Source organism: Pseudomonas sp. Sample_10, from assembly GCF_004321495.1.
Lineage (GTDB): Bacteria > Pseudomonadota > Gammaproteobacteria > Pseudomonadales > Pseudomonadaceae > Aquipseudomonas.
The window spans coordinates 1-22,810 of record NZ_RCOE01000177.1 but is presented as its reverse complement, the minus strand read 5'-3'; the positions used below and the strand labels follow the sequence as shown (position 1 = coordinate 22,810).

General features: G+C 58.3%; 15 protein-coding genes. 8 read left to right on the top strand and 7 right to left on the bottom strand.

All coding sequences use genetic code 11. The annotated features are described in order from the left end of the window. Positions 1–183 precede the first annotated feature (183 nt). Entirely contained in the window at positions 184–1,947 is a 1,764-nt protein-coding gene (locus D8U18_RS17395) for a cation:proton antiporter (protein WP_056854316.1), read from the top strand. Positions 1,948–1,968: 21 nt separating this feature from the next. On the opposite strand, the gene D8U18_RS17390 is transcribed toward D8U18_RS17395, so the two are convergent. The 3 genes from D8U18_RS17390 to uvrD form a co-directional block, all read right to left on the bottom strand. Next, entirely contained in the window at positions 1,969–2,376 is a 408-nt protein-coding gene (locus D8U18_RS17390; protein WP_014720555.1) for an SMI1/KNR4 family protein, read from the bottom strand. 138 nt (positions 2,377–2,514) lie between these two features. Then, positions 2,515–3,393: a Tim44 domain-containing protein gene (locus D8U18_RS17385; protein WP_056854317.1), complete on the bottom strand. Its 879-nt coding sequence runs from the start codon at positions 3,391–3,393 to the stop codon at positions 2,515–2,517. 223 nt (positions 3,394–3,616) lie between these two features. After that, on the bottom strand, positions 3,617–5,800 hold the full coding sequence (gene uvrD / locus D8U18_RS17380) for a DNA helicase II (RefSeq protein WP_130931301.1): 2,184 nt from the start codon (positions 5,798–5,800) through the stop codon (positions 3,617–3,619). 258 nt (positions 5,801–6,058) lie between these two features. Here uvrD and D8U18_RS17375 point away from each other — a divergent pair, with 258 nt between their 5' ends. Beyond that, complete coding sequence (locus D8U18_RS17375; protein ID WP_056854319.1) at positions 6,059–8,929, top strand: EAL domain-containing protein; 2,871 nt, start codon at positions 6,059–6,061, stop codon at positions 8,927–8,929. A 69-nt stretch (positions 8,930–8,998) separates the two neighbouring features. Here the strand turns inward: D8U18_RS17375 and D8U18_RS17370 are convergent, their stop codons facing one another. Then, a complete protein-coding gene (locus tag D8U18_RS17370) occupies positions 8,999–9,313 on the bottom strand; it encodes a hypothetical protein (RefSeq protein ID WP_131108080.1) in 315 nt (104 codons plus the stop codon). Positions 9,314–9,652: 339 nt separating this feature from the next. Between D8U18_RS17370 and hexR the strand changes: the two genes are divergently transcribed. After that, positions 9,653–10,519 (top strand): transcriptional regulator HexR, encoded by an 867-nt coding sequence (gene hexR / locus D8U18_RS17365; RefSeq protein WP_007954250.1) that lies wholly within the window; start codon positions 9,653–9,655, stop codon positions 10,517–10,519. Positions 10,520–10,734: 215 nt separating this feature from the next. Further along, complete coding sequence (locus D8U18_RS17355) at positions 10,735–10,947, top strand: hypothetical protein (protein ID WP_130903495.1); 213 nt, start codon at positions 10,735–10,737, stop codon at positions 10,945–10,947. Here the strand turns inward: D8U18_RS17355 and D8U18_RS17350 are convergent. After that, a complete protein-coding gene (locus D8U18_RS17350) occupies positions 10,889–11,851 on the bottom strand; it encodes a LysR family transcriptional regulator (RefSeq protein ID WP_130903496.1) in 963 nt (320 codons plus the stop codon). The genes D8U18_RS17355 and D8U18_RS17350 overlap by 59 nt on opposite strands. A gap of 190 nt (positions 11,852–12,041) precedes the next feature. Here D8U18_RS17350 and D8U18_RS17345 point away from each other — a divergent pair, with 190 nt between their 5' ends. Together D8U18_RS17345 and oadA are read left to right on the top strand one after the other, a co-directional pair. Continuing rightward, complete coding sequence (locus D8U18_RS17345) at positions 12,042–13,457, top strand: acetyl-CoA carboxylase biotin carboxylase subunit (protein ID WP_131108079.1); 1,416 nt, start codon at positions 12,042–12,044, stop codon at positions 13,455–13,457. Between the two features lie 11 nt (positions 13,458–13,468). Further along, on the top strand, positions 13,469–15,277 hold the full coding sequence (gene oadA / locus D8U18_RS17340) for a sodium-extruding oxaloacetate decarboxylase subunit alpha (RefSeq protein WP_056854323.1): 1,809 nt from the start codon (positions 13,469–13,471) through the stop codon (positions 15,275–15,277). A 76-nt stretch (positions 15,278–15,353) separates the two neighbouring features. Here oadA and D8U18_RS17335 read toward each other — a convergent pair whose 3' ends face one another. Next, positions 15,354–17,663 (bottom strand): autotransporter outer membrane beta-barrel domain-containing protein, encoded by a 2,310-nt coding sequence (locus D8U18_RS17335; RefSeq protein ID WP_131108078.1) that lies wholly within the window; start codon positions 17,661–17,663, stop codon positions 15,354–15,356. A 199-nt stretch (positions 17,664–17,862) separates the two neighbouring features. Then, positions 17,863–20,826: an autotransporter domain-containing protein gene (locus D8U18_RS17330; protein WP_131108077.1), complete on the bottom strand. Its 2,964-nt coding sequence runs from the start codon at positions 20,824–20,826 to the stop codon at positions 17,863–17,865. Positions 20,827–21,056: 230 nt separating this feature from the next. On the opposite strand from D8U18_RS17330, the gene D8U18_RS17325 reads away from it, so the two are divergent. Together D8U18_RS17325 and D8U18_RS17320 are read left to right on the top strand one after the other, a co-directional pair. Then, complete coding sequence (locus D8U18_RS17325) at positions 21,057–22,382, top strand: HipA domain-containing protein (RefSeq protein ID WP_056854326.1); 1,326 nt, start codon at positions 21,057–21,059, stop codon at positions 22,380–22,382. Continuing rightward, positions 22,379–22,657 (top strand): helix-turn-helix transcriptional regulator, encoded by a 279-nt coding sequence (locus tag D8U18_RS17320; RefSeq protein WP_056854327.1) that lies wholly within the window; start codon positions 22,379–22,381, stop codon positions 22,655–22,657. Before D8U18_RS17325 ends, D8U18_RS17320 begins: the two co-directional genes overlap by 4 nt. The last annotated feature ends 153 nt before the right edge of the window (positions 22,658–22,810 follow it).

The window sequence follows — 22,810 nt, the reverse complement described above, 5'->3', positions numbered from 1 at the left end:
GTCACGCCGGATCGATCTGTTTCCATATATTGCACCGCCTTTCGGTTGGAAGTCGCGGTGTTACCCTTCAAAAGCCCATCCCCAAGGGCAAAATGCCTACGCGGATAGCGGATTTTCATTCTGCTCGCTCGGACGATTCCCACGCCCGATGTATGAGCAGCGTCACCCAAGGAGCCTCACACCATGCATGCCATCAGTTTTATTCAGGACCTGGCAGTGATCATGTTGGTCGCAGGTGTGGTGACCGTTCTTTTCCACCGCTTCAAACAGCCCGTGGTGCTGGGGTACATCGTTGCCGGGTTCATCATTGGCCCGCACACCCCGCCGTTCGGCCTCATCCATGACGAAGAAACCATCAAGACCCTCGCGGAACTCGGGGTGATTTTCCTGATGTTCTGCCTGGGCCTCGAATTTAGCTTGCGCAAACTGTTCAAGGTCGGCGCCACGGCATTTATCGCGGCGTTCCTGGAAATCGTGCTGATGATCTGGATCGGCTACGAAATCGGTCGCTGGTTTGACTGGAACACCATGGATTCGCTGTTCCTGGGTGCAATCCTGGCGATTTCCTCGACCACCATCATCGTCAAGGCACTCAACGACCTGAAGATGAAAAACCAGCGTTTTGCGCAATTGATCTTCGGTGTGCTGATCGTTGAAGACATCCTCGGCATCGGCATCATCGCATTGCTCTCGAGCATCGCAGTCAGTGGCACGGTCAGCTCCGGCGAAGTGTTTTCTACGGTTGGCAAGCTTTCGCTGTTCATGATCGTCGCCCTGGTGATCGGCATCTTGCTGGTGCCGCGGTTGTTGGCCTATGTGGCGAAATTCGAAAGCAACGAAATGCTGCTGATTACCGTGCTGGGCCTGTGTTTCGGCTTCTGTCTGCTGGTGGTCAAGCTCGAATACAGCATGGTGCTCGGCGCATTCCTGATCGGCGCAATCATGGCTGAATCCCGGCAATTGCTGAAAATCGAGCGCCTGATCGAGCCGGTTCGCGACTTGTTCAGCGCGATTTTCTTCGTTGCCATCGGGTTGATGCTCGACCCGCTGATCCTGCTGCAATACGCCTGGCCGATTGCGGTCATCACCGTGGCAGTGGTTCTTGGCAAAATGCTGTCCTGTGGGCTCGGTGCCTTTATCGCCGGCAATGACGGACGTACCTCACTGCGCGTCGGGATGGGCCTTTCACAGATCGGCGAATTTTCTTTCATCATCGCTTCGCTGGGCATGACCCTGCAGGTCACCAGTAACTTCCTCTATCCGGTGGCGGTAGCGGTATCGGTGATCACTACGTTGCTGACGCCGTATCTGATTCGTGCCGCCGATCCGCTGTCGATCAAACTGGCGGCGGTGATGCCGCAGCGACTGGGACGCGTATTGGGGATGTATGGCGAATGGCTGCGCAGCATCCAGCCACAGGGCCAGGGAGCGCTGCTGGCGTCGATGATCCGAAGGATCTTGCTGCAAGTGGGGGTCAATCTGGCGTTGGTGGTGGCGATCTTCTTCGCGGGCGCTTACTTTGCCGAACGCATTTCCACTTATCTGCAGGATTGGATCAGTGATCCGAGTTGGCAGAAGGCATTGATCTGGGGAGGAGCGCTGCTGTTGTCGCTGCCATTCCTGATTGCCGCGTATCGCAAGCTCAAGGCGCTGTCGATGCTGTTGGCTGAGATGGGCGTGAAACCGGAGATGGCGGGGCGCCACACGCAGCGAGTGCGTCGGGTGATCGCCGAAGTGATCCCGATTCTCTCGCTGCTGGTGATTTTTCTGTTATTGGCAGCCTTGTCGGCCAGTATTTTGCCGACCAACAAGTTGCTGCTACTGATTGCCGTGGTTGCGGCCGCTGTGGCGGCGTTGCTGTGGCGCTGGTTCATCCGCGTCCACACGCGGATGCAGGTAGCCTTGCTGGATACGCTGGACAATCACAAGGATTCGCCAGGGCACTGACCCGGCCGGGCGTTAGCTGACTCAGCTTTCCAGCCAGACGTCCCGCGCCCAATGCCATACCGATTCCCAGGTTTCTTCTGTCACCAGCTCTTCTTCGGCGGACCATAACACCACGGTGCCGTCTTCTTCGACGCAGTAGTAGTCGTCGCCGTCCTGGCAGATCGGGATCAGGCTGCGATCCACGCCGGCATCCCAGGCGTTGGCGGCAACGTCCGGCAAATAGGTGTGCGATTGCGGGTCGGTGACGGTCACCGGCTCCAGGCTGCCGTAGACCACGTCGCTGACGGTCAGCAAAAACTCTCTGAAGACGAACGGAATGTCGATGAACAATTGTTCTTCAATTTCCACCAGCAGGTCTTCGTCAGGCAACTCCAAGGGGACCGGTACCGGTTCATTGGCTTCACGCAGTTGTTCGATGATTTCTTCCACGTCCGGGATCCTCTTGCTTGTATGGCGCGGTTTATATGGGGCGGTTTATACAGTAGCTCGCTATAGATGCAACCGCGAAATAGAAAACCCCAGCCGAGGCTGGGGTTTTTATTACCGCAAGTGAAGCGCGGAGGGTAATCAGCCGTTCTGGCGGATACCTGCGACCAGCCAAGGCTGGTTTTCGCCCTGTGCACGTTCCATGTTCCAGCTTTCGCTGAACACTTCGCCCTGGTCGAAACGCGAGGTTTTCGACACGCCGCTGAAGGTCAGGGTGGCGATGGTCTTGTCGGCGCGATCGTCCACACCGTCCAGTTGCACATTGAGGTTGTCGATGTAGGTCGACTGGAAGCCGTCGCCCAGATCGGCACGTTCGCGCTTGAGGAACTCCAGCATCTGCGGGGTGACGAACTCGGCGATCTTGTCCATTTCGTTCGCGTCCCAATGTTGTTGCAGGGACTGGAAGTGATTGCGCGCTGCTTCGATGAAGTTGCGTTCATTGAACCAGGCTGGAGCATTGATGACCGGACGAGCGGCGACGGGTGCTGCAGAACCGCCGAAGATCGAACCGCCGGCAGGCTTGTGTTCGAAAGCTTCACGCTGCATCGGCGCGTGACCGGCTGGTGCGAACTGCTCCTGCTGCTTGCGACGACGGGCGGCGATGAAGCGGAAGACCAGGAACGCGATGACCGCCATGATCAGGATGTCGAAGATCTGCATGCCCTGGAAGCCGTCGCCCATGAACATGGACGCCAGCAGGCCACCGGCGGCGATACCGGCCAGTGGGCCGAGCCAGCGCGAAGCGCCACCGGCCTTGGCAGCGGCGCCAGCGGCACCGGCAGCACCAGCGGTCGCCGCAGCGCCGCCCATGCCTGGAGAAGAAGGAGCCATCTGGCTGGTCTGGTGAGTTGGCGCAGCGCCTGCGCTTTTGCCACCACCGAAGCGCTTGGCGGCATTGACGTCGAGACTCATCGTCAGGCCGATGCACAACGCCATGGCGATGCTAAGAAAACGTTTCATAGAGGGAATTCCCATTTGTGGAAGGCACGCGCGCCATGTTGCACAGCTGAAGTGTTACTGGCTAGCGGCAGAGTGTTTCGGGCTTTTGCCTGACAGGTCGGGTTCAGCTTAATCAGGGCAATAAGGCCTGTTAACTTTGGTCTGTAGGAAGAGTGGATAAGTTCTGTAGGAAAGTTGCAAAACCCTGTGGGAACGAACAGGTTCGCTCCCACAGAAAATTGCTTTAAATCGCTTCCAGCTTCGCATACCCCAGCATCAACCACTTGCTGCCTTCGCTGAAGTTCACCTGCACCCTGGCCGCGGCCCCGGCGCCTTCGAAGTTGAGGATCACGCCGTCCCCGAAAATCGAGTGGCGCACGGTCTGGCCGAGGCTGAAGCCGGTCTGCGGAATCTCGCTGCCGCTGAACAGGTTGCCGCCGCTCATCGACTGGTTGCCGCCAAACGGGCGACTGACGCTGTTGGAAAGCCGCACTTCTTGAATCAGACCTTTTGGCACTTCGCGTACGAAACGCGACACCTTGTTGTAGGTCTCGCTGCCGTACAGGCGTCGGGTTTCCGCATAAGTCATCACCAGGTTCTGCATGGCGCGTGTGATGCCGACGTACGCCAGGCGCCGCTCTTCCTCGAGACGGCCAGGCTCTTCCAGGCTCATCTTGTGCGGGAACAGGCCTTCTTCCATGCCCACCAGGAACACGTAAGGGAATTCCAGACCCTTGGCGCTGTGCAGGGTCATCAGCTGAATGCTGTCTTCGTGCTCGTCGGCTTGGGTATCGCCAGCTTCCAGCGACGCGTGGCCGAGGAATGCCGCCAGTGGCGTCAGGTCCTCGTCCTCTTCGCTGTTTTCAAAGTTACGCGCAGCACTGACCAGTTCTTCAAGGTTTTCTACCCGGGCCTGGCCTTTCTCGCCTTTTTCCGCTTCGTGATAGGCGATCAACCCCGACTGCTCGATGACGGTCTGGGTCATCAGGTGCAGCGGCATTTCCATGCACTTGGCGGCAAGGTTTTCGATCAGCTCGACAAATGCGCCCAATGCGCTGGCGGCGCGACCGGTAAGGCCCTTGTTGGCTACCAGTTGTTGCATCGCTTCCCACATCGACACATCGCTGTGGCGTGCATGCTCGCGAATCGCTTCGACGGTTTTTTCGCCGATGCCGCGGGCGGGTACGTTGATCACCCGTTCCAGCGCGGCATCGTTGCCACGGCCTTCAAGCAGGCGCATGTAGGCCATGGCGTTTTTGATTTCCGCCCGCTCGAAGAAGCGCTGACCACCGTAGATGCGGTACGGAATGCGCTCGCGCAGCAAGGCTTCTTCCAAAACGCGCGATTGGGCGTTGGAGCGGTACAGAATCGCAATATCGCTTCGCGCCAGGCCGGTTTTCAGCGCACTTTCGATGGTTTCGACAACGTAGCGTGCTTCATCGTGTTCGTTGAAGGCGGCATACAGGTTGATGGCTTCGCCATCGCCGCCGTCGGTCCACAGTTCCTTGCCCAGGCGACCGGTGTTGTTGGCGATCAGGGCGTTGGCAGCCTTGAGGATACCGGCCGTGGAACGGTAGTTTTGCTCCAGACGAATGGTCTCGGCGTCCGGGAAGTCTTCGGAATACTGGTAGATGTTCTCGATTTTCGCGCCGCGCCAGCCATAGATCGACTGGTCGTCATCGCCAACCACCATCAGGCTGTCGCCGCCCTTGGCCAGCAAGCGCAACCAGGCGTACTGCACGGCGTTGGTGTCCTGGAACTCGTCCACCAGAATGTGCCGGAAGCGCTTTTGATAATGCGCCAGCAGGCCCGGATGATCGCGCCACAGGTCGAGGGCGCGCAGCAGCAGTTCGGAGAAGTCGATGACACCGGCGCGCAGACACGCAGCCTCATAGGCTTCATAAATGCTGCGCATGGTCGCCAGGAACAGGTCGCCGCTGGCTTGAATGTGTTGCGGACGCAGACCTTCGTCTTTTTGCCCGTTGATGAACCATTGGGCCTGACGCGCCGGCCAGCGTTGCTCGTCCAGGCCGAGCTCGCGGATCACCCGCTTGACCAATCGTTGTTGGTCATCACTGTCGAGAATCTGGAAGGTCTGGCTCAGGCCTGCCTCTTGCCAGTGCGCCCGCAGCAAGCGGTGCGCCAGGCCGTGGAAGGTGCCGACCCACATGCCGGCCGGGTTGATACCCATCAGCTGTTCGATGCGGTGACGCATCTCGGCAGCGGCCTTGTTGGTGAAGGTCACCGACAGAATGGAGTGGGGCGACGCGTTTTCGACCTGGATCAACCAGGCGATACGGTGCACCAGCACTCGGGTTTTACCGGAACCAGCACCGGCCAGGACCAACTGACGGCCTACGGGGGCCGCTACGGCCTGACGTTGGGCATCGTTGAGGGAGTTCAGCAAAAGGGAGAGGTCATCGCGCATCGGGGCATTCTAGGGGGCGGCGCCACACCGGGCAAATCCCGCTTTGCATTAGCCGATGAAAGAGATGTGCGGGACGACCGGTCAGTCATTGTCCGTAAGCATTGCAGCTACATGCCTGGCGGCATTTGCGCGGGGGCGGGTGGCAGGCAGATTTGTCTGTTTTTTGACCGGCAGCAGTTTGGTCAGGGCAGATGCTTGTGTATGCTCCGTCGACGTTTCGGGCTCATGCTCATCATTATAAGAACAAGAATATCGCCTATGACCCTCAGCTTCGACCTGTCGGGCCCCACTGCGCAGCCCCGGGTTATTCGTAAACAATACGCCATGGAGATGGCGGTCGAACGCACGCGTCTGCTGTATCAGGGCTCTCTGCTGCCTACGCTGTTCATGTTGATCAATGGTCTGGTCTGCGCCGGTTTACTCTGGAGTCCGCAGCGTTACTTCCTGGTCACGGTCTGGCTGGTATGGCTGCTGTCACTGGTGGCATTGCGGGTGATTCAGGTTGCCGCCTTCGATTCGGCCATTCCCAATCGTCAGGCTCACCCCATTTGGCTACGCATGTTTTTATTGGGCTCCGGCCTCACCGGCCTGACTCTGGCGGGTGCCGGCATCGCCCTGGTTCCCGCCGATAACTTCATTCAGCAGGCCTGGGTCTTCGGCCTCATCGGTGCCGCGGCGCTTTCCGCCAGTGTGGCTTATGCGGTCAGTTTGCCGGCCTTTCTTTCGTTCACCTTGCCCTGTCTGCTGCCGGCCATCGCTTACATGTTTTGGGGGGGAGACGAGCAGCAGCAAGGTTGGGGCTGGTTTGGATTGATTCTGCTGGGTGCACTGAGCGTGGTTGCCTGGCAGGTCAATCGTTTGATCGATCGGGGCTTGATGCGACGTTTTCAGAATCAGGCGCTCATCGAACACCTGCAACAGGCACAAAGTTGCAGTGACCAGCTCAATCAGAAGCTGGCCAAGGAAATTGAGCAACGCCAGCGTGCCGAAGAAGAATTGCGGGAAATCCAGACCGACCTGGAAAACCGTGTTGCCCAGCGCAGCCTCGAACTGGACGCCGCCAGCCAGGCGTTGAGCAAGAGTGAAGCGCGCCTGGCGCTGGCCCTGAAGGCCAGCGAATTGGGGCTGTGGGACTGGAACCTGCAAACCGACGAAGTTCACCACACGCAGATTCAGGAATTGTTCGGCCTGGAGCCGGAACAGGTGACGGGCATTTTGCGTCACCTCAAGCCGCGGCTGCACCCGGAGGACCTTCCCGGACTAAAAAGAGCACTGGTCGAGCATTTGAAAGGGCGCACCGAGGACTATCAGATCGAATATCGCGTGCGGCATGGCGACGGCCACTGGGTCTGGATCGAGGACCGCGGGCGGGCAGTCGAGCGTGGCGAAAACGCAAGGGTGATTCGCATGGTCGGCACCCGTCGCGACATCAGCGTCAGCAAAGGTCTGGAAGAGCAGCGGCAGCTGGCCGCGACCGTGTTCGAAGCGGCCAGCGAAGGCATTGTGATTTTCGATCCGAATTACAAGCTTATCGCGATCAATCAGGCTTTCAGTCGGGTGACCGGCTACGACATCGAGGACATGATCGGGCGCAATGTCGTTGAATTACCGTGCAGCCGCGATGCGCGCAGGCATTACGCGGCGATTCACCAGGCGCTGGAACAGCAGGGCAGTTGGCAAGGCGAACTGGTGGAAACCCGCAAGAACGGCGAGATGTATCCGCAATGGCTGCAGCTGAACGCCGTACGCGATACTCGGGGAAATGTCAGTCATATCGTGGGCTTCTTCGCTGATCTTTCGGCGCGCCGAGAGTCCGAAGAGCGCATGCGTTATCTTACGCATTACGACGAACTGACCGGCCTGGCCAACCGCTCGATGTTCCGCGAACGACTCAGCGAAGCGCATCAACGGGTGCGTCAGGGCGGTTATCGCAGCCTGGCGTTGCTGCACATCAATCTGGACCGCTTCAAGCAGCTCAACGACAGCCTGGGGCATGAAATCGCTGACCAGTTGTTGCAGAAGATGGCTCGACGGTTGGTGAATGCATTGCCGGAAGCGGACACCATCGCGCGCCTGTCCGGTGACGAATTCGCGGTGCTGTTCAACGCTTACGGCAACCTGTCGAGCCTGGCGCGGGTGGCGACGCGTCTGGCGAGCAAGTTGCGGTTGCCGGTGACCATTGATGGGCATGAGCTGGTGGTCAGCGCGTCGATGGGCATCAGTTTATTGCCGGACAGCGCCCGAGATATTTCGGCATTGGTCAGTCAGTCGAACATGGCCATGCAGCACGCAAAGCATCTGGGAGGGAACAACTTCCAGTTCTATACCGACAGTTTGCAAGCCAGCACGCTGGAGCGTTTGCAAATGGAAAACCAACTGCGAAAGGCTGTCGAAGAGAAGCAGTTGAAGGTGTTTTATCAACCGAAATTGTGCCTTGCCACGGGCAAGTTGAATGCCGCCGAGGCCTTGGTGCGTTGGGATCACCCGACCATGGGCCGAGTGCCTCCTGGGGATTTCATCGGGTTGGCCGAGGAAACCGGGCTGATTGGTCCGATAGGCGAGTTCGTACTGCGTCAGGCTTGCTGGCAAGCCTGTGAATGGCAGCGGCAGGGACTTGAAGCGATTCGGGTATCTGTGAACCTGTCCGTGCACCAACTGCGACAGGGCAAGCTGGTCAGTCTGGTGCGCCAGGTCCTGGAAGAAACCGGGCTGGAGCCGCGCTACCTTGAGCTGGAACTCACCGAAAGCCAGTTGCTGGACAGCGTCGAACACATCATTGCGACGTTCCAGCAATTACGTGATCTGGGCGTGAAACTGGCGATTGATGATTTCGGCACAGGCTATTCGTCCTTGAGTTATCTGAAGCGGATTCCCGTCGATTACGTGAAGATCGATCAAGCGTTCATTCGTGGCCTGGGGGAGGGTAGCGAAGATGCGGCGATTACTCGGGCGATCATCGCCATGGCGCACGGCCTGGCATTGAAGGTCGTGGCGGAAGGCGTCGAGCGGATCGAACAGCTTGAGTTTCTGAAGGCTGAACACTGTGATGAAGTGCAGGGTTATCTGGTCAGCCGCCCGGTAGAGGCCGAAACCCTGGCCGGCTTGCTGCATGCTCAGGCCGCCAGTTGAGTAGAAGGCGTCCCGGTCTCAGCAGCTGAGACTGCGGGACGCCTGAATTGCCGGAAGCGCAATTGATGCTTAGTGGGTGATCGATACTTTATCGATATGGTGCAGCAACTTTCCTTCGTAGAAGATGCTCACGCTGCAAATATCAGAGTTGCCCGGCACTTTGTATTCTACAAACTTGTCGGTTTCGACTTGCAGTGAAATTTCATTGGAGTTTTCCAGTTTAAGTTCCAGGCGCAAGTCATAGGATTTATCTTGCTCTTCGCTCACTTCCAGCTTTGGTGTAATGCCCGTATGCGCCACGGTTACGATGCCATAGGTGCGAAACGAAGCGGCGCCTGGCATGCGGTCGATCTGTGCGGTCCAGCCTTTGGTTTTAATAGTCATGATGTGTAGCTCCTTTAGTTTTGATTCGCTTCCTGCGCAATTAATATACCCAGCTGAAGTTTGCTTTGGTTGAATTTTGTTAGTTTGATTTGTAAATCGGCGTGTGTTGTTATCGAGTGCTCATGCCGCATTGGTTTTATATATTGCCAAGTAACTAAGTAAATATTTGCCAGTTCAAAACCAGTGTTTCGGCCCCGCGTCATGAGTGCTACATGAGGCGCGGACGCCAGAAATCGAGGGATTCGGTAACGCATTGAGCAGGCAAAAAGCCGATTCATGTAGTATAACTACAAGCGTGCTACATCCCCGGCACCTGCCAATAACAAAGAGTCCAGCCCTTTGAATCTGCTGCAACACATCGCCCAGTCACGTCACCTGTTACGCAAGTCGGAGCTCAAGGTCGCCGATCATGTGCTGCTTGACCCTGCGGCTGTGATGCACAGCTCCATGGCCGACCTGGCCCATAGCGTAGGCATCAGTGAGCCGACCATCGTGCGCTTTTGCCGCGCCATCGGGTGTTCCGGGTTCCAGGACCTGAAACTGAAGCTGGCCCAGAGCCTGGCAGCCGGTGCGAGTTTCGGGCAATTCGCGATCCATGAAGACGATTCGGTGGCTGACTACAGCCTGAAGATCTTCGACACCACGTTGCATACCCTGATGGAGGTTCGAGAAAAGCTCGACCCACTGGAATTGCAGCGAGCAGTGACGCTGATGTCCCAGGCGCAGCGGGTCGAGTTCTACGGTTTCGGTGCTTCGGGTGCGGTAGCGGCGGATGCGCAGCACAAGTTCTTCCGTTTGTTGCTGACCGCAGCGGCGTACTCCGATCCGCATATGCAAGCGATGTCGGCGGTGACGTTGAAACCGACAGACGTGGCGATCTGCATCTCCCAGTCCGGGCGCTCCAAGGATCTATTGATCACTGCCAATCTTGTGCGTGAGAGCGGCGCTTCGCTGATTACCCTGTGCCCGAGCCAGACACCGTTGGCCGAGTTGTCGACGGTCAACCTGGCGATCGACGTGCACGAAGACACCGAAATCTACACGCCGCTGACCTCGCGTATTGCCCATTTGGTGGTAATCGACGTATTGGCGATGGGCGTGGCAATGGCGCGCGGGCCGAGCCTGGTCAACCACCTCAAGAGCGTTAAACGCAGTTTGCGCAGCTTGCGGTTGTCGCCCAAATCGGTGAAAGCGCTGGACGACTGACTTCAAGGCCCGCGCGGCCCCCTGTGGCGAGGGAGCTCGCTCCCGCTGGGTCGCGAAGCGGCCCCAAAATTGTGCGACTGCTGCGCAGCCGAACGGGAGCAAGCTCCCTCGCCACAGGACCAAACAACATTCATCGGTCTGTAACCATCAAGCCGCCAAACCGTCATCCCCCACGTCTATCTTGAAACTCCCGTACTCGTCTTGGGAGACTTGAAATGGCCCTGCCTTACGAAGAACGCAACAGCGCTGTCAAAACCCGTCGTCAACAAGAAGATCAACGGCGCATGGAGTTTCGCCGCGCTATTGAAGATCGTTGCGAGCGCCGTCAGCTTCTGGCCGAGATTGGCGATTTTCCTGAAGATTTCGAGCTCAATTATTGGCAGGCTGCGCCGACAGCTTCCCGGCGAAGCGCTCAACCAGGCCGCTGATCTGCACCCGCTCGCTGCGCACGAACGCAAGGAAGGCGTGAGCCACCGGTGACAGCCGTTTAGCCTTGGCTTGCACCAGACACCAGCTGCGATAAAGCGGCAGTTCTTCGACCGGCAACTCGATCAACCCACCGGTCGCCAGTTCGAGGTTCAGGGCGTGGCGCGTCAACAACGCCACGCCCAGACCCGCCAGCACGCATTCGCGTTGAGCTTCGGCTGATGACACTTCCTGTGTCTGGTTGAAGTGCACGCGCTTTTCCTTGAAGTACTCTTCGCACGCCAGGCGTGTCCCCGAACCGGGCTCGCGCAGCAGCAGGGTATAAGGTTCCAGATCCTGCAGGCGCAGGGGGCCCATGTGGCACAGTGGATGATTCGGTGGCGCCACGGCGACAATCGGATTGTTCAGGAATGGCAGGAATTCCAGACCCATGTCCTGTGGCACCATGGACATGATGACCAGGTCGTCACGGTTGTCCGAGAGGCGTCGAATCACCTGCCCCCGGTTGACCACCGTCAATTGCAGGTTGACCTCCGGATGCTGGCGCTTGAACGCGGCAAACAAGTGCGGAACGAAGTACTTGGCGCTCGATTCCACCGCCAGTTTCAATTGACCCTGGAGGGAGCCCTGCATGTCCGATAGCTGCATATCGAGGTTTTCCAGGCGCCCGAAAATGTCCCGGCTGGCGCGTTGCAGTGCTTCGGCCGCTTCGGTCATGTAGAGTTTTTTACCGACGTAATCGAACAATGGCTGGCCAACCAGTTCTTCGAGTTGGCGAATCTGCAGGCTTACGGCCGGTTGTGTGAGCGACATTTCGTCGGCTGCGCGGCTGTAGGACCTCAAATCGCAGACTTCATTGAAGATCTGCAACTGACGCAACGTCATACGCATCAATGACTTACGCATTTTATTAGTCCCCTCGCCGCTGGCTGATGCAGCAACTATAAGTCTTTACTTATGCATGACCCAATAATTATTCATTTTTGTTAATCCCTTGTGGGCGCTAGTGTGGGGCTGCGACCAAATTGAAACATTTGGTCACGCGTCGACCTGGTCTAGCAGGTCGTGGGTACCACCGGCTCAAGGGAACCTCCAAGTGATAACAAAGATCCTGATCGCCAACCGTGGTGAGATTGCCGTACGCATCGTGCGTGCCTGCGCCGAGATGGGCATTCGCTCGGTCGCGATCTATTCCGATGCCGACCGTCATGCCCTGCATGTGAAGCGTGCGGACGAGGCCCACAGCATTGGCGCCGAGCCATTGGCGGGCTACCTGAACCCGCGCAAGCTGGTGAACCTGGCCGTGGAAACTGGTTGTGATGCATTGCACCCCGGCTACGGCTTCCTCTCCGAGAACGCTGAACTGGCAGACATCTGCGCAGAACGCGGGATCAAATTCATCGGTCCATCGGCTGAAGTGATTCGCCGCATGGGCGACAAGACCGAAGCCCGCCGCAGCATGATCAAGGCTGGCGTGCCGGTTACCCCAGGTACCGAAGGCAACGTCTCGGGCATCGAAGAAGCCTTGACCGAAGGCGATCGTATCGGCTACCCGGTGATGCTCAAGGCCACTTCCGGTGGCGGCGGCCGCGGCATTCGTCGCTGCAACAGCCGCGAAGAGCTCGAACAGGCGTTCCCTCGCGTGATCTCCGAAGCCACCAAGGCGTTTGGTTCCGCTGAAGTGTTCCTGGAAAAATGCATCGTCAATCCCAAGCACATCGAAGCGCAGATCCTGGGCGACAGTTTCGGCAACGTCGTGCATCTGTTCGAGCGTGACTGCTCGATCCAGCGCCGCAACCAGAAGCTGATCGAGATCGCCCCGAGCCCGCAACTGACCCCTGAACAGCGCGCCTATATCGGTGACCTTTCGGTGCGTGCAGCCAAGGCTGTGGGTTACGAGAACGCCGGTACTGTGGAGTTCCTGCTCGCTGAAGGCGAGGTGTACTTCATGGAGATGAACACCCGGGTGCAGGTGGAACACACCATCACCGAAGAAATCACCGGCATCGACATCGTCCGCGAGCAGATCCGCATCGCTTCCGGTCTGCCGCTTTCGGTGAAACAGGAAGACATCCACCACCGTGGATTTGCCCTGCAATTCCGGATCAACGCCGAAGACCCGAAAAACAACTTCCTGCCGAGCTTCGGCAAGATCACCCGTTACTACGCGCCCGGCGGTCCCGGCGTGCGTACCGACACGGCGATTTACACCGGTTACACCATTCCGCCGTTCTACGACTCCATGTGCCTGAAACTGGTGGTGTGGGCGCTGACCTGGGAAGAGGCGATGGACCGTGGCTTGCGAGCTCTGGACGACATGCGTCTGCAAGGGGTCAAGACCACCGCCGCGTACTACCAGGAAATCCTGCGTAACCCGGAATTCCGTAGCGGCCAGTTCAACACCAGCTTCGTTGAAAGCCACCCTGAACTGACCAACTACTCGATCAAGCGCAAACCCGAAGAGCTGGCCCTGGCCATCGCCGCCGCCATCGCCGCCCACGCAGGCCTGTGAGGAATAGAACAATGTCCAAGAAGATCCATGTAACCGACACCATCCTGCGCGACGCCCACCAATCGCTGCTGGCGACCCGCATGCGCACCGAAGACATGCTGCCGATCTGCGACAAGCTCGACAAAGTCGGCTACTGGTCGCTGGAGTGCTGGGGTGGGGCGACGTTCGACGCCTGCGTACGTTTCCTTAAAGAAGACCCGTGGGAGCGTCTGCGCCAACTGCGCGCGGCACTGCCTAACACGCGTCTGCAAATGCTCCTGCGCGGTCAGAACCTGCTGGGCTATCGCCACTACAGCGACGACGTGGTCAAAGCTTTCGTTGCCAAGGCCGCGGTCAACGGCATCGACGTGTTCCGCATCTTCGACGCGATGAACGACGTGCGTAACCTGCGCGTGGCGATCGAAGCGGTGAAAGCCGCAGGCAAGCACGCTCAGGGCACCATCGCCTACACCACCAGCCCGGTGCACACGATTGATGCTTTCGTGGCGCAAGCCAAGCAAATGGAAGCCATGGGTTGCGACTCGGTGGCGATCAAGGACATGGCCGGCCTGCTGACCCCATACGCCACCGGTGAACTGGTGCGGGCGTTGAAAGCCGAACAGTCGCTTCCCGTGTTCATCCACTCCCATGACACCGCCGGTCTGGCGACGATGTGCCAGCTCAAGGCAATTGAAAACGGTGCCGACCACATCGACACCGCGATCTCCAGCTTCGCCTCGGGCACCAGCCACCCAGGCACCGAATCGATGGTGGCTGCGCTCAAAGGCAGCGAATTCGACACAGGCCTGGACCTGGAGTTGTTGCAGGAAATCGGCCTGTACTTCTACGCCGTGCGCAAGAAGTACCACCAGTTCGAAAGCGAATTCACCGCTGTCGACACTCGTGTGCAAGTCAACCAGGTGCCGGGCGGGATGATTTCCAACCTCGCCAACCAGTTGAAGGAGCAGGGCGCGCTGAACCGCATGGGCGAAGTGCTGGCCGAAATCCCGCGCGTTCGTGAAGACCTCGGCTTCCCTCCGTTGGTGACCCCGACTTCGCAGATCGTCGGCACCCAGGCGTTCTTCAACGTGCTGGCCGGTGAGCGTTACAAGACGATCACCAACGAAGTGAAGCTTTACCTGCAAGGTGGCTACGGCAAGGCACCGGGCACCGTGAACGAGAAGCTGCGTCGCCAGGCCATTGGCAGCGAAGAGGTAATCGACGTTCGTCCGGCCGATCTGCTCAAACCGGAAATGGCCAAGCTGCGCGCTGACATCGGTGCATTGGCCAAGTCCGAAGAAGACGTGCTGACCTTCGCGATGTTCCCGGATATCGGTCGCAAGTTCCTCGAGGAACGTGCTGCCGGCACCCTGACACCTGAAGTGCTGTTGCCGATTCCTGAGGCCGGTGGTGTTGCATCGGCTGGCGGCGAAGGCGTACCGACCGAGTTCGTCATCGACGTGCACGGCGAAACCTACCGCGTCGATATCACCGGTGTTGGCGTCAAGTCCGAAGGCAAGCGGCATTTCTACCTGTCCATCGACGGTATGCCGGAAGAAGTGGTGTTCGAACCGCTCAACGAATTTGTCGGCGGCGGCAGCAGCAAGCGCAAGCAAGCCACAGCTCCGGGCCACGTCAGCACCACCATGCCGGGCAACATCGTCGATGTGCTGGTCAAGGAAGGCGACTCCGTCAAGGCTGGCCAAGCGGTGCTGATCACCGAAGCGATGAAGATGGAAACCGAAGTGCAGGCGGCCATCGCCGGTAAAGTCACCGCCATTCACGTGGCCAAGGGCGACCGGGTGAACCCGGGCGAAATCCTGATCGAAATCGAAGGCTGAGTTAACAGCCTCGATCTACCGCTTTAAACCTCGGGGGAGCATGTGCTCCCCTTTTTTTCGCCTCGGGTTTGGGCTCTCAGAAACTCATTCGCCACTGACCTGTAACGCCGTGGTTGCGGCTGTCGGTGCCGATCTCACCCGTGAGGCCGACGGCCAGCGTGTGTTTCGCTGAAAATCCAAGGTCCAGCCCGGCATCGACCAGCAGGCTGTCACGATCCAGTGGCACGCCGGAAACAGTGAAGTTTTTTCCACCCGTAACTATTTGTTGGCGAGTATCGCTGTAGACGTCCCCGTAGATGTGTTTCCAGCCAGCACTGAACCGCGGGGTCAGTTGCATGCCGTTATCCAGCGCGGTGAGCTTCGCCAGTCGCAGGCCGAATGTGCTGTTCAGATTGTTCTGCGTTTGACCGTGTACCTTCAGTGCCGCTGCACCACCTTTTTCCGTGAAGGTATCGCGCTGATAGCGTTGGTAGCCCAGGCTGGCAAACGGTTCGATGCTGACATTCGCCCGGCCCAGGTTGTAACCCAATTCCGCGAAAGCCTGCTGGGTGCTGGCATCGTAGCGGCCTTCGGGGCGGTCGCTGAAACCTTTGAAGGCAACCCGTCGTTTAGTGCTGCCATCGTGGCTGCTGTAGGTCGCACCCAGTCGCATTGACAGGGGACCGTTTTGACGCAGGGCGTAGGCTCCCACATGCCAGCTGTCGAGATTGCCGTCGAGTCCGCGACTGTTCAGGCGCGTGTCGGATTTGCCGCTGATAACACCCAGCCGCCAGTCCTCTGCAATACCCCAGTCCGCTCCGATTACCAGCCCGTGGGTGGTGTGTTTCAGAGCATCGTAATCGCGATCCAGGGTCCCACCATGACCCAATGCTTGCAGCCAGACCCGACCATTGTCTTCGCTGCCGGCAGCCAGGCGTGGTGCATTGCGCCTCGTGGCGTTGCCATAGCCACTGGCACTGTCCAGCTGACGCATGGCTGAGAGCATGGTTGCGCTGATTGGGCTGTCACTGTTCAGGGTCGCCTTCGCGAGGTTGGCGTTTTGGCTGGCGGCCAGTTGCTCGATGGCAATAGATGCGGTCTGTTTGTCAGCGCGGAGCAGGGCTGCGACCGCAGCGTTTGTGGGGATGGGTGCCTTTGGTAGTGAGGCGACGGATTTGTCAGTGGTAGATGCCGTTGCAATGGTGACGATCTGGTTATTGGCAGCGGGTATTGCGGCTGTGGCAGGCTGTTCAGTGGTAGTTGCCGTCGCGGCTGTCGACAGATTCTCATCGGCAGTAGTTGGAATTAAGGCAGGAACGGATGAATCGGCATCCGTGGATAGATTCGGGTCTTCTGCGGCAGAGGGTGTTTGGAGCTCCATATCGTTAACGCTGTTTCCGAGTTCCCTGCCGTTATCCGTGATGGCGGCATTGGCCATCGACACGTTGTTGCGGACGAAGATCAAGCCTACAGTCTTGTCCTGGTAGTCGAGCTTGGGTGTGAGGAACGCAAGATTGTTGAGAACTTTCCCGAATTCGCCTTCGACTTTGCTGGCAGCCAGGATGGTTTTTTCGCTGATCAGCGGGTAATCACCCGATGCCGCCACGATGTTCAGTGTGGCGCCGCCGAGGTTGGCGGTGCCATCGACCACAATCGTTTCACTGTTGAGCCCATCATCGATCTCGTAGCTCAACTCGGCGGTTTTCGAGAGATTCAAGTCACCTTTGAACTTTGGTGCACCGTGCAAACTGTTGACAGAAAGTTTTCCATTCACGGTGAGGGAACCGGTCAAGCCGCTGCCCGCAAAAACGCCTTTTTCTTCAACCTCGACGTCGCCTTCGATAAAGCCCGGGTTGTTCAGGAAACCTCCCGGTCGCACCGTCGCGCCGCCGCCAATCTTCCCATTGTTGACCAGCGTTCCCAGGGTCAGTGCCCCACCCAGAATGTGCCCTTCGTTGATTAGCGTTGCTTTTGAACGAATCAAGACCCCAATGTTGAAATCACCGGAGCCATTCACGGTCCAGGTGCTGCGTTTGAGCTCCAGACCTGCAAAACGTCGACTGTCGTCCAATGTGCCACCGCTCGCGGTATCGAGTTGCAGGAAATTGTCCCCGCCACCACCGTCAATCAACCCGGAAAGGGCGCCTCGGCCAGATACAATGACCAGGTCATTTCCATCGCCGAATGTCCGGTTAACGCCATCCGCTGCTTTGCCAATGGTCTGTTTGTCAGTGGTGGGATCATTGATGAATGCATCCAGTGCCGCCATGAGCTGCTCCGGTGTTGCATCCGGAGCAATGCTGGTATCGATGGACACTTGCTGGGCAAGTGAAATTTCAGCGCAACCCACTGCGAGCGCAATCGCCAGCGCCAGATGTTTCGGTCGGTATTTGTGTTGAACGGGCATCGAGTACGGCCTCTTTTGACAGGAAGCCAAACTCTAAAAGGCAGTGAAAAATATCGATGTCAGGCGCATCCGCAGGTGCTGCGGCTGATGTCGGAATGGGGCGCAGAAAAAATACAGCCACCTAAAGGTGGCTGTATTTATCTGAGAAAGAAGACGATTGTTCTTACAAAAAATCAGGACGAGTGCGGCCAGCGGGCTGTCAGAAACTAATCTGCCACTGCCCGATCACTCCATGGTTGCGACTGTTGCTGCCGATTTCTCCGGAATAGCCAACGCCGACGCTATGGCGTGCCGAAATGCCCACATCCAGTCCGGCTTCCAGCACCAGGCTGTCGCGATCCAGTGAGCTGCCATCCACACTGAACGCTGTGCCACCGACCACGAAGGCCTGGCGTGTCGAGTTGCTGACATCGCCGTAGGTGTGTTTCCAGCCGGCAGTCATGCGCGGGGTGAGGCTCATGCCGTTCTCGAGGCTGTTCAGGTGCGCAAGGCGCAGGCCGAAGGTTGTGCTGAAGTTGTCCTCGGTTTGACCGTCGACGTGCAGGGCCGCAGCGCCTCCTTTTTCTTCATAACTGTCGCGGTGATAGCGCTGGTAGCCAAGGTTGGCGAACAGTTCGGCGCTGAGGCGACCGTTGCCCATGGCGTACCCGAGTTCGGCGAATGCCTGTTGGCTGTCGGCGTCGTAATCACCTTTGGGCCGGTCGCTGAAACCGTTGAATGCCACGGTGCGTTTGCTTTCACCCTGATGACCGCTATATGCCGCGCCGAGGCGCAGAGCCAACGGGCCGCTTTGGCGCAACGCATAGACGCCGGCGTGCCAGCTTTCGACATTGCCATCGACGCCTGTGGCTTCCAGATCGGTCTTTGAATAACCGCCAAGCACACCCAGTTTCCATTGCCCATCGAGCGCCCAATCGGCGCCCAGTACCGTGCCTTTGCTGCGTTGTTCAAGTCCGCTGCTGCCGTGTTCGCCGTCGAGTTTGCCGTAGCCGCCAATGGCTTGCAGCCAGAGTCGGCCTTGGGCATTCGGGTCATTGAGGTTGCGAGCATCACGGGGGACGCCGTTCGCGGCGAGGACCGGCATGTCCCGTTGATCGAGGCCCACCAGCAAAGCCGAACGGCCGCCCATCTGATGCATCGCCGACAGCATGCTGGCGCCGATCTGGTTACTGACACCGAGGGTTGCGCTGGCCAGGTCAGCGTTGCTGGCACCGCTGAGCTGCTCGATGGCTGCACCCGCGGTTGCGCCGGTGGTGTTGAGCAAGGCGTTGTACAGCGTATTGTTTTTGCCGAGGGAGGTCAGGCTGTTGGCGGCGCTACTGCCATTACCGGTGACGGCGAATTCGTTGAAGGCGACATCGTTACGGGTGTAGGTCAGGTCGACCCGGGTTGGCGTATAAGCCAAGGTTGGCGTGATAAACGCGTAATCGCTGGTGACATTGCCGAAGGTGCCGTTCACGACCGCTGCCTGCAACACGGTGTAATGGCTTTGCCACGGATAGGTGCCGCTGCCGGGGTTTACGGCCAGCGTCGCGCCGTTGAGATTGGCCGTGCCGCCGACCATGATCGGTGCGCTGCTGCCATCTGCATTTACGCCGTATGCGATTGTCGAGCCGCTACCCATGGTCAAGTCGTGGGTGACGGTCGCAGTGCCGAGTTGGCTGTTGGTCAGCAGAGTGCCATTGACCATCAAGTTGCCCACCGAACCGCCGCCGGCATACACGCCACCTGCATCGACAGTCATGCTGCCGCTGATGCCACCCTGGTTGATCAGCGTTGCGCCGTTACGTATCGCACCACCGTCACTGAAATCTGCGCTGCCGTTCAGGGTCCATACCCCTTGCTCGACCTCCAGCCATTCGAAGTGGCGACTGTTGCCGAAGCTGCCGCCCGACGCATCGTCCATCACTACACGGTCGTAACCGCTGCCGCCGTCCACAGTCCCAATGAATCGGCTGCCGTTGCGCAAGCTCAGGCTGTCGTTACCACCACCAAGGTCCAAAGCCAAGCCATTGCTGCCGCTGATGGTGCCGCCGTTGACGACGCTGTCAGCGAACTCGCCGACGAACTTCACGCCGAAACCATCGAGACCCTGGATGGTGCCGAAGTTTTCCAGCGCGGTTGCCGCGAGGCCCGAGCCGCCGCTGCCGTCGTCAACCAGAATGGCACTTGTGGCACCGCTGATCATCGCGCCTTGGGCGTTCAGCACATAACCACCGCCCAATGCGATCCCTTCGCTGCCGTTGGTGAACCCGTTCTTGTCCACACCGCCGGCACCAACACCCTGGATCGTGCCGTAGTTTTCGATGTGGGCGATGTTGTCGATGTCTACGCCATCGCCGTCGCCATTGGCTTGCAGGCCGGAATAGGCGCCGGTGATGGTGCCGTGGTTGATCACCGTACCATCGCCGTCGGAACCGAAACCGGAGCCGTTGCGCCCGGTAACATGTCCATAGTTGGTGAGGGTCGCGCCCAGATCGGTGGTAATGCCGTGGCGTCCCCCCGTGATGGTGCCGTAGTTGGTCACTGTCACGCCGCTGGCCGAGTCGATGTCGATGCCGTCGAATTTCTGGTCGGCGTTGTGCGAGTCGCCGGTGGAAATCTCGCCATAGTTGGTAATGCTCGCATTGGCGCCGGTCTTCATGCCGTCGCTGGCATCACCACGAATCAGCCCGCCCGCGCGGTTGATGATGGTGGTCGTGACCCCGGTGCTGCGCAGTGCATCGAGGTCCAGGCCTTGGCCGGTTGTCGAGCGGATGATGCCGCTGTTATCGATCAACAGGCTGCCACTGACGAAGTTGCTGTCGATGCGCAACGCGTCGTTGAAGCCGAGAATCTGGCCACCGGCGCGGTTGTAAATGCTGTAGTTGCGCGCCTGGGTCAGGTCGCCGCTGCTGTCGATCGCCCGTCCACCGGTAGAAACGATCTGCCCCGCGTTATCGATCACCACGCCGACACCGGCCGTACCGTCCTTGAGGCTGACGGCCTTGCCGGCATGGGTAATGCTGCCTGGCGCGGAGATCGTCAATGTGTCTGCACCGCCGAGGGTTTGCGCAGTGGTGGTGGCCGTGTCGATCTGCAGGTTTTTGTACGGCGCGGCAATGGTGCCTGTACTGATCACCAGGCTGATGACAAGTGCCAAATGCTGGGGCGGGGAGGTCATGATGGACGGCCTTTTGTTATAAGCAGGGCGTCCTGTATAGCGGAGGGTTTTTACAAATTGATGTCGGGCTTTGCAGTGAGATCTGCATTTAAGTGCAGATTTACCGCTACATTTTTTAAAAATCTGCATTTCTTTGCATATGAGTTCTACGTGATGTCAGAGAATCTGCACTATATTGCAATCAAGGCGCATTTGACTGGCAATAATGTGCATTAAATTGCGGATATCCCATGTATTCAGTGACGCTTCAACTATATGCCTCGGGTCGTTGGGAAGATGCGATGACGCTTGTGTTTGCGGACCCAGAGAAAGGTTTTGAGGGGCCCTGCCGGTTTGGCTACAAGACTGGATACGTGGCGGATAATCTCGAATTTGTCGACTCGCCTTTCAACAAAGCGGTGAGTGCCAGATTGCCGCTGAGCTGGGAAAGCGCTTCGCTGAAAAAAGCCCCGGCTTTCCTGCACGATATAGCGCCGGCGGGCGCGGCCAAGCGGTTTCTCATGAGTCGGGTAGGTCAGGACAAACCTGAAGGTATCAGCGCTGATCTGTTTTTACTGGGACGCAGCACTCCCGCGCCGATAGGTAACATGCGTATCAAAGAGTCTGCTGAGGCTGTAGATGACAGACCCGCGATGGGATTTCGACGTGACGAAGTGATCGCTCGAGACAGTACGTTTCTCGAGTACGCCTATGAACAGGGTGCGGCCATTGGTGGCGCGACGGGCGCAGGAGGGGAGGCTCCCAAGCTGCTCATGTCCCGGGGGCGGGATGGATTGCTGTATCCAGACGCTGTATTGAGCGACGATCAAGTGGAGCAACACTGGTTTGTAAAGTTCGCTCGCAACCGGGCTACTCAGACCGATCAGATCATTCTCAAAAGCGAATTTCACTACTACAAGGCATTGCACGCCTTGGGAATCGACACGATCGCATTGGACGGGCTTGCGTTTGAGCAGGCGACCAAACCCAGCCTGTGGATGAAGCGATTCGATCGAAGTGTGAATGATCTGGGGGTTGAGCGCTCTGCAGTGGAGTCGATCTACTCGCTGGCGGGTGTTGTGGTGCCAGGCAGTTACATGAACCATCTGGAAGTGATCCAGCTCCTGGCCCGACTTTGGGCGCAGGCCGGGCAGGAAGAGCAAATCCCCGAGCTGATATCTGAATATTTGCGACGAGACTTGATCAACAAGATTCTGGGCAATTCCGATAACCACGGTCGCAATACATCAATTATCCGCGGCAGCGATTCCTTCCGTCTGGCACCGATTTACGATTTGGCGCCGATGGTCATGGACGACGAAGGTGTCACACGTACGACCAAGTGGCCTAAAGGCCTTGAGGTGGCGGGGGAAGTGAAATGGCGTGAAGTGTGTGATTCATTGGCGCAGATTGGCGATCCGCAAGCACTGTATGAAGGCCTGCGGGAAGACGCTGCCCGGTTCATGGCTTTGCCCGATATGCTTGCCGCTGATGGCCTTCCCGAAGCCACAATGAACCATCCGGCTATTGCCTTGAGAAACCTTGAGCAGCGTTTGAAAAGCTGGGGGCTGAAATGACCATTACCATTGACGCCCGGGCTCTGTTGATCGAAAGCATCCAGGAAGGATTGGCGCAAGGCACTCTCGAAATCGGTGAAGCCGTCCGGCGTTTGCGCACGGAAGTCACCGGTTTGCACCAAACCCAATTTGCCAAAATGTGCAAGATTTCCGTGCGCACGTTGGTGCATATCGAGCACGGCGAAGGCAATCAGACCCTGAAGTCGCTGAACGCTGTGTTCCGCCCGTTTGGCTTGAAAATGGGAGTGGTGCGAGTTCGGCGTGATATCAGCTGAAATTGCCCAATCACAGCTAACCCCTGTAAGAGCCAGCCTGCTGGCGAAGAACGTCCAGGCACCGAGTTCAGTCAGGCTTGGCGCATTATCGTTGGCACCCATCGCGAGCAGGCTCGCTCCTTGTATGTTGACCCTGAGTCCAAAGAGAGAGGT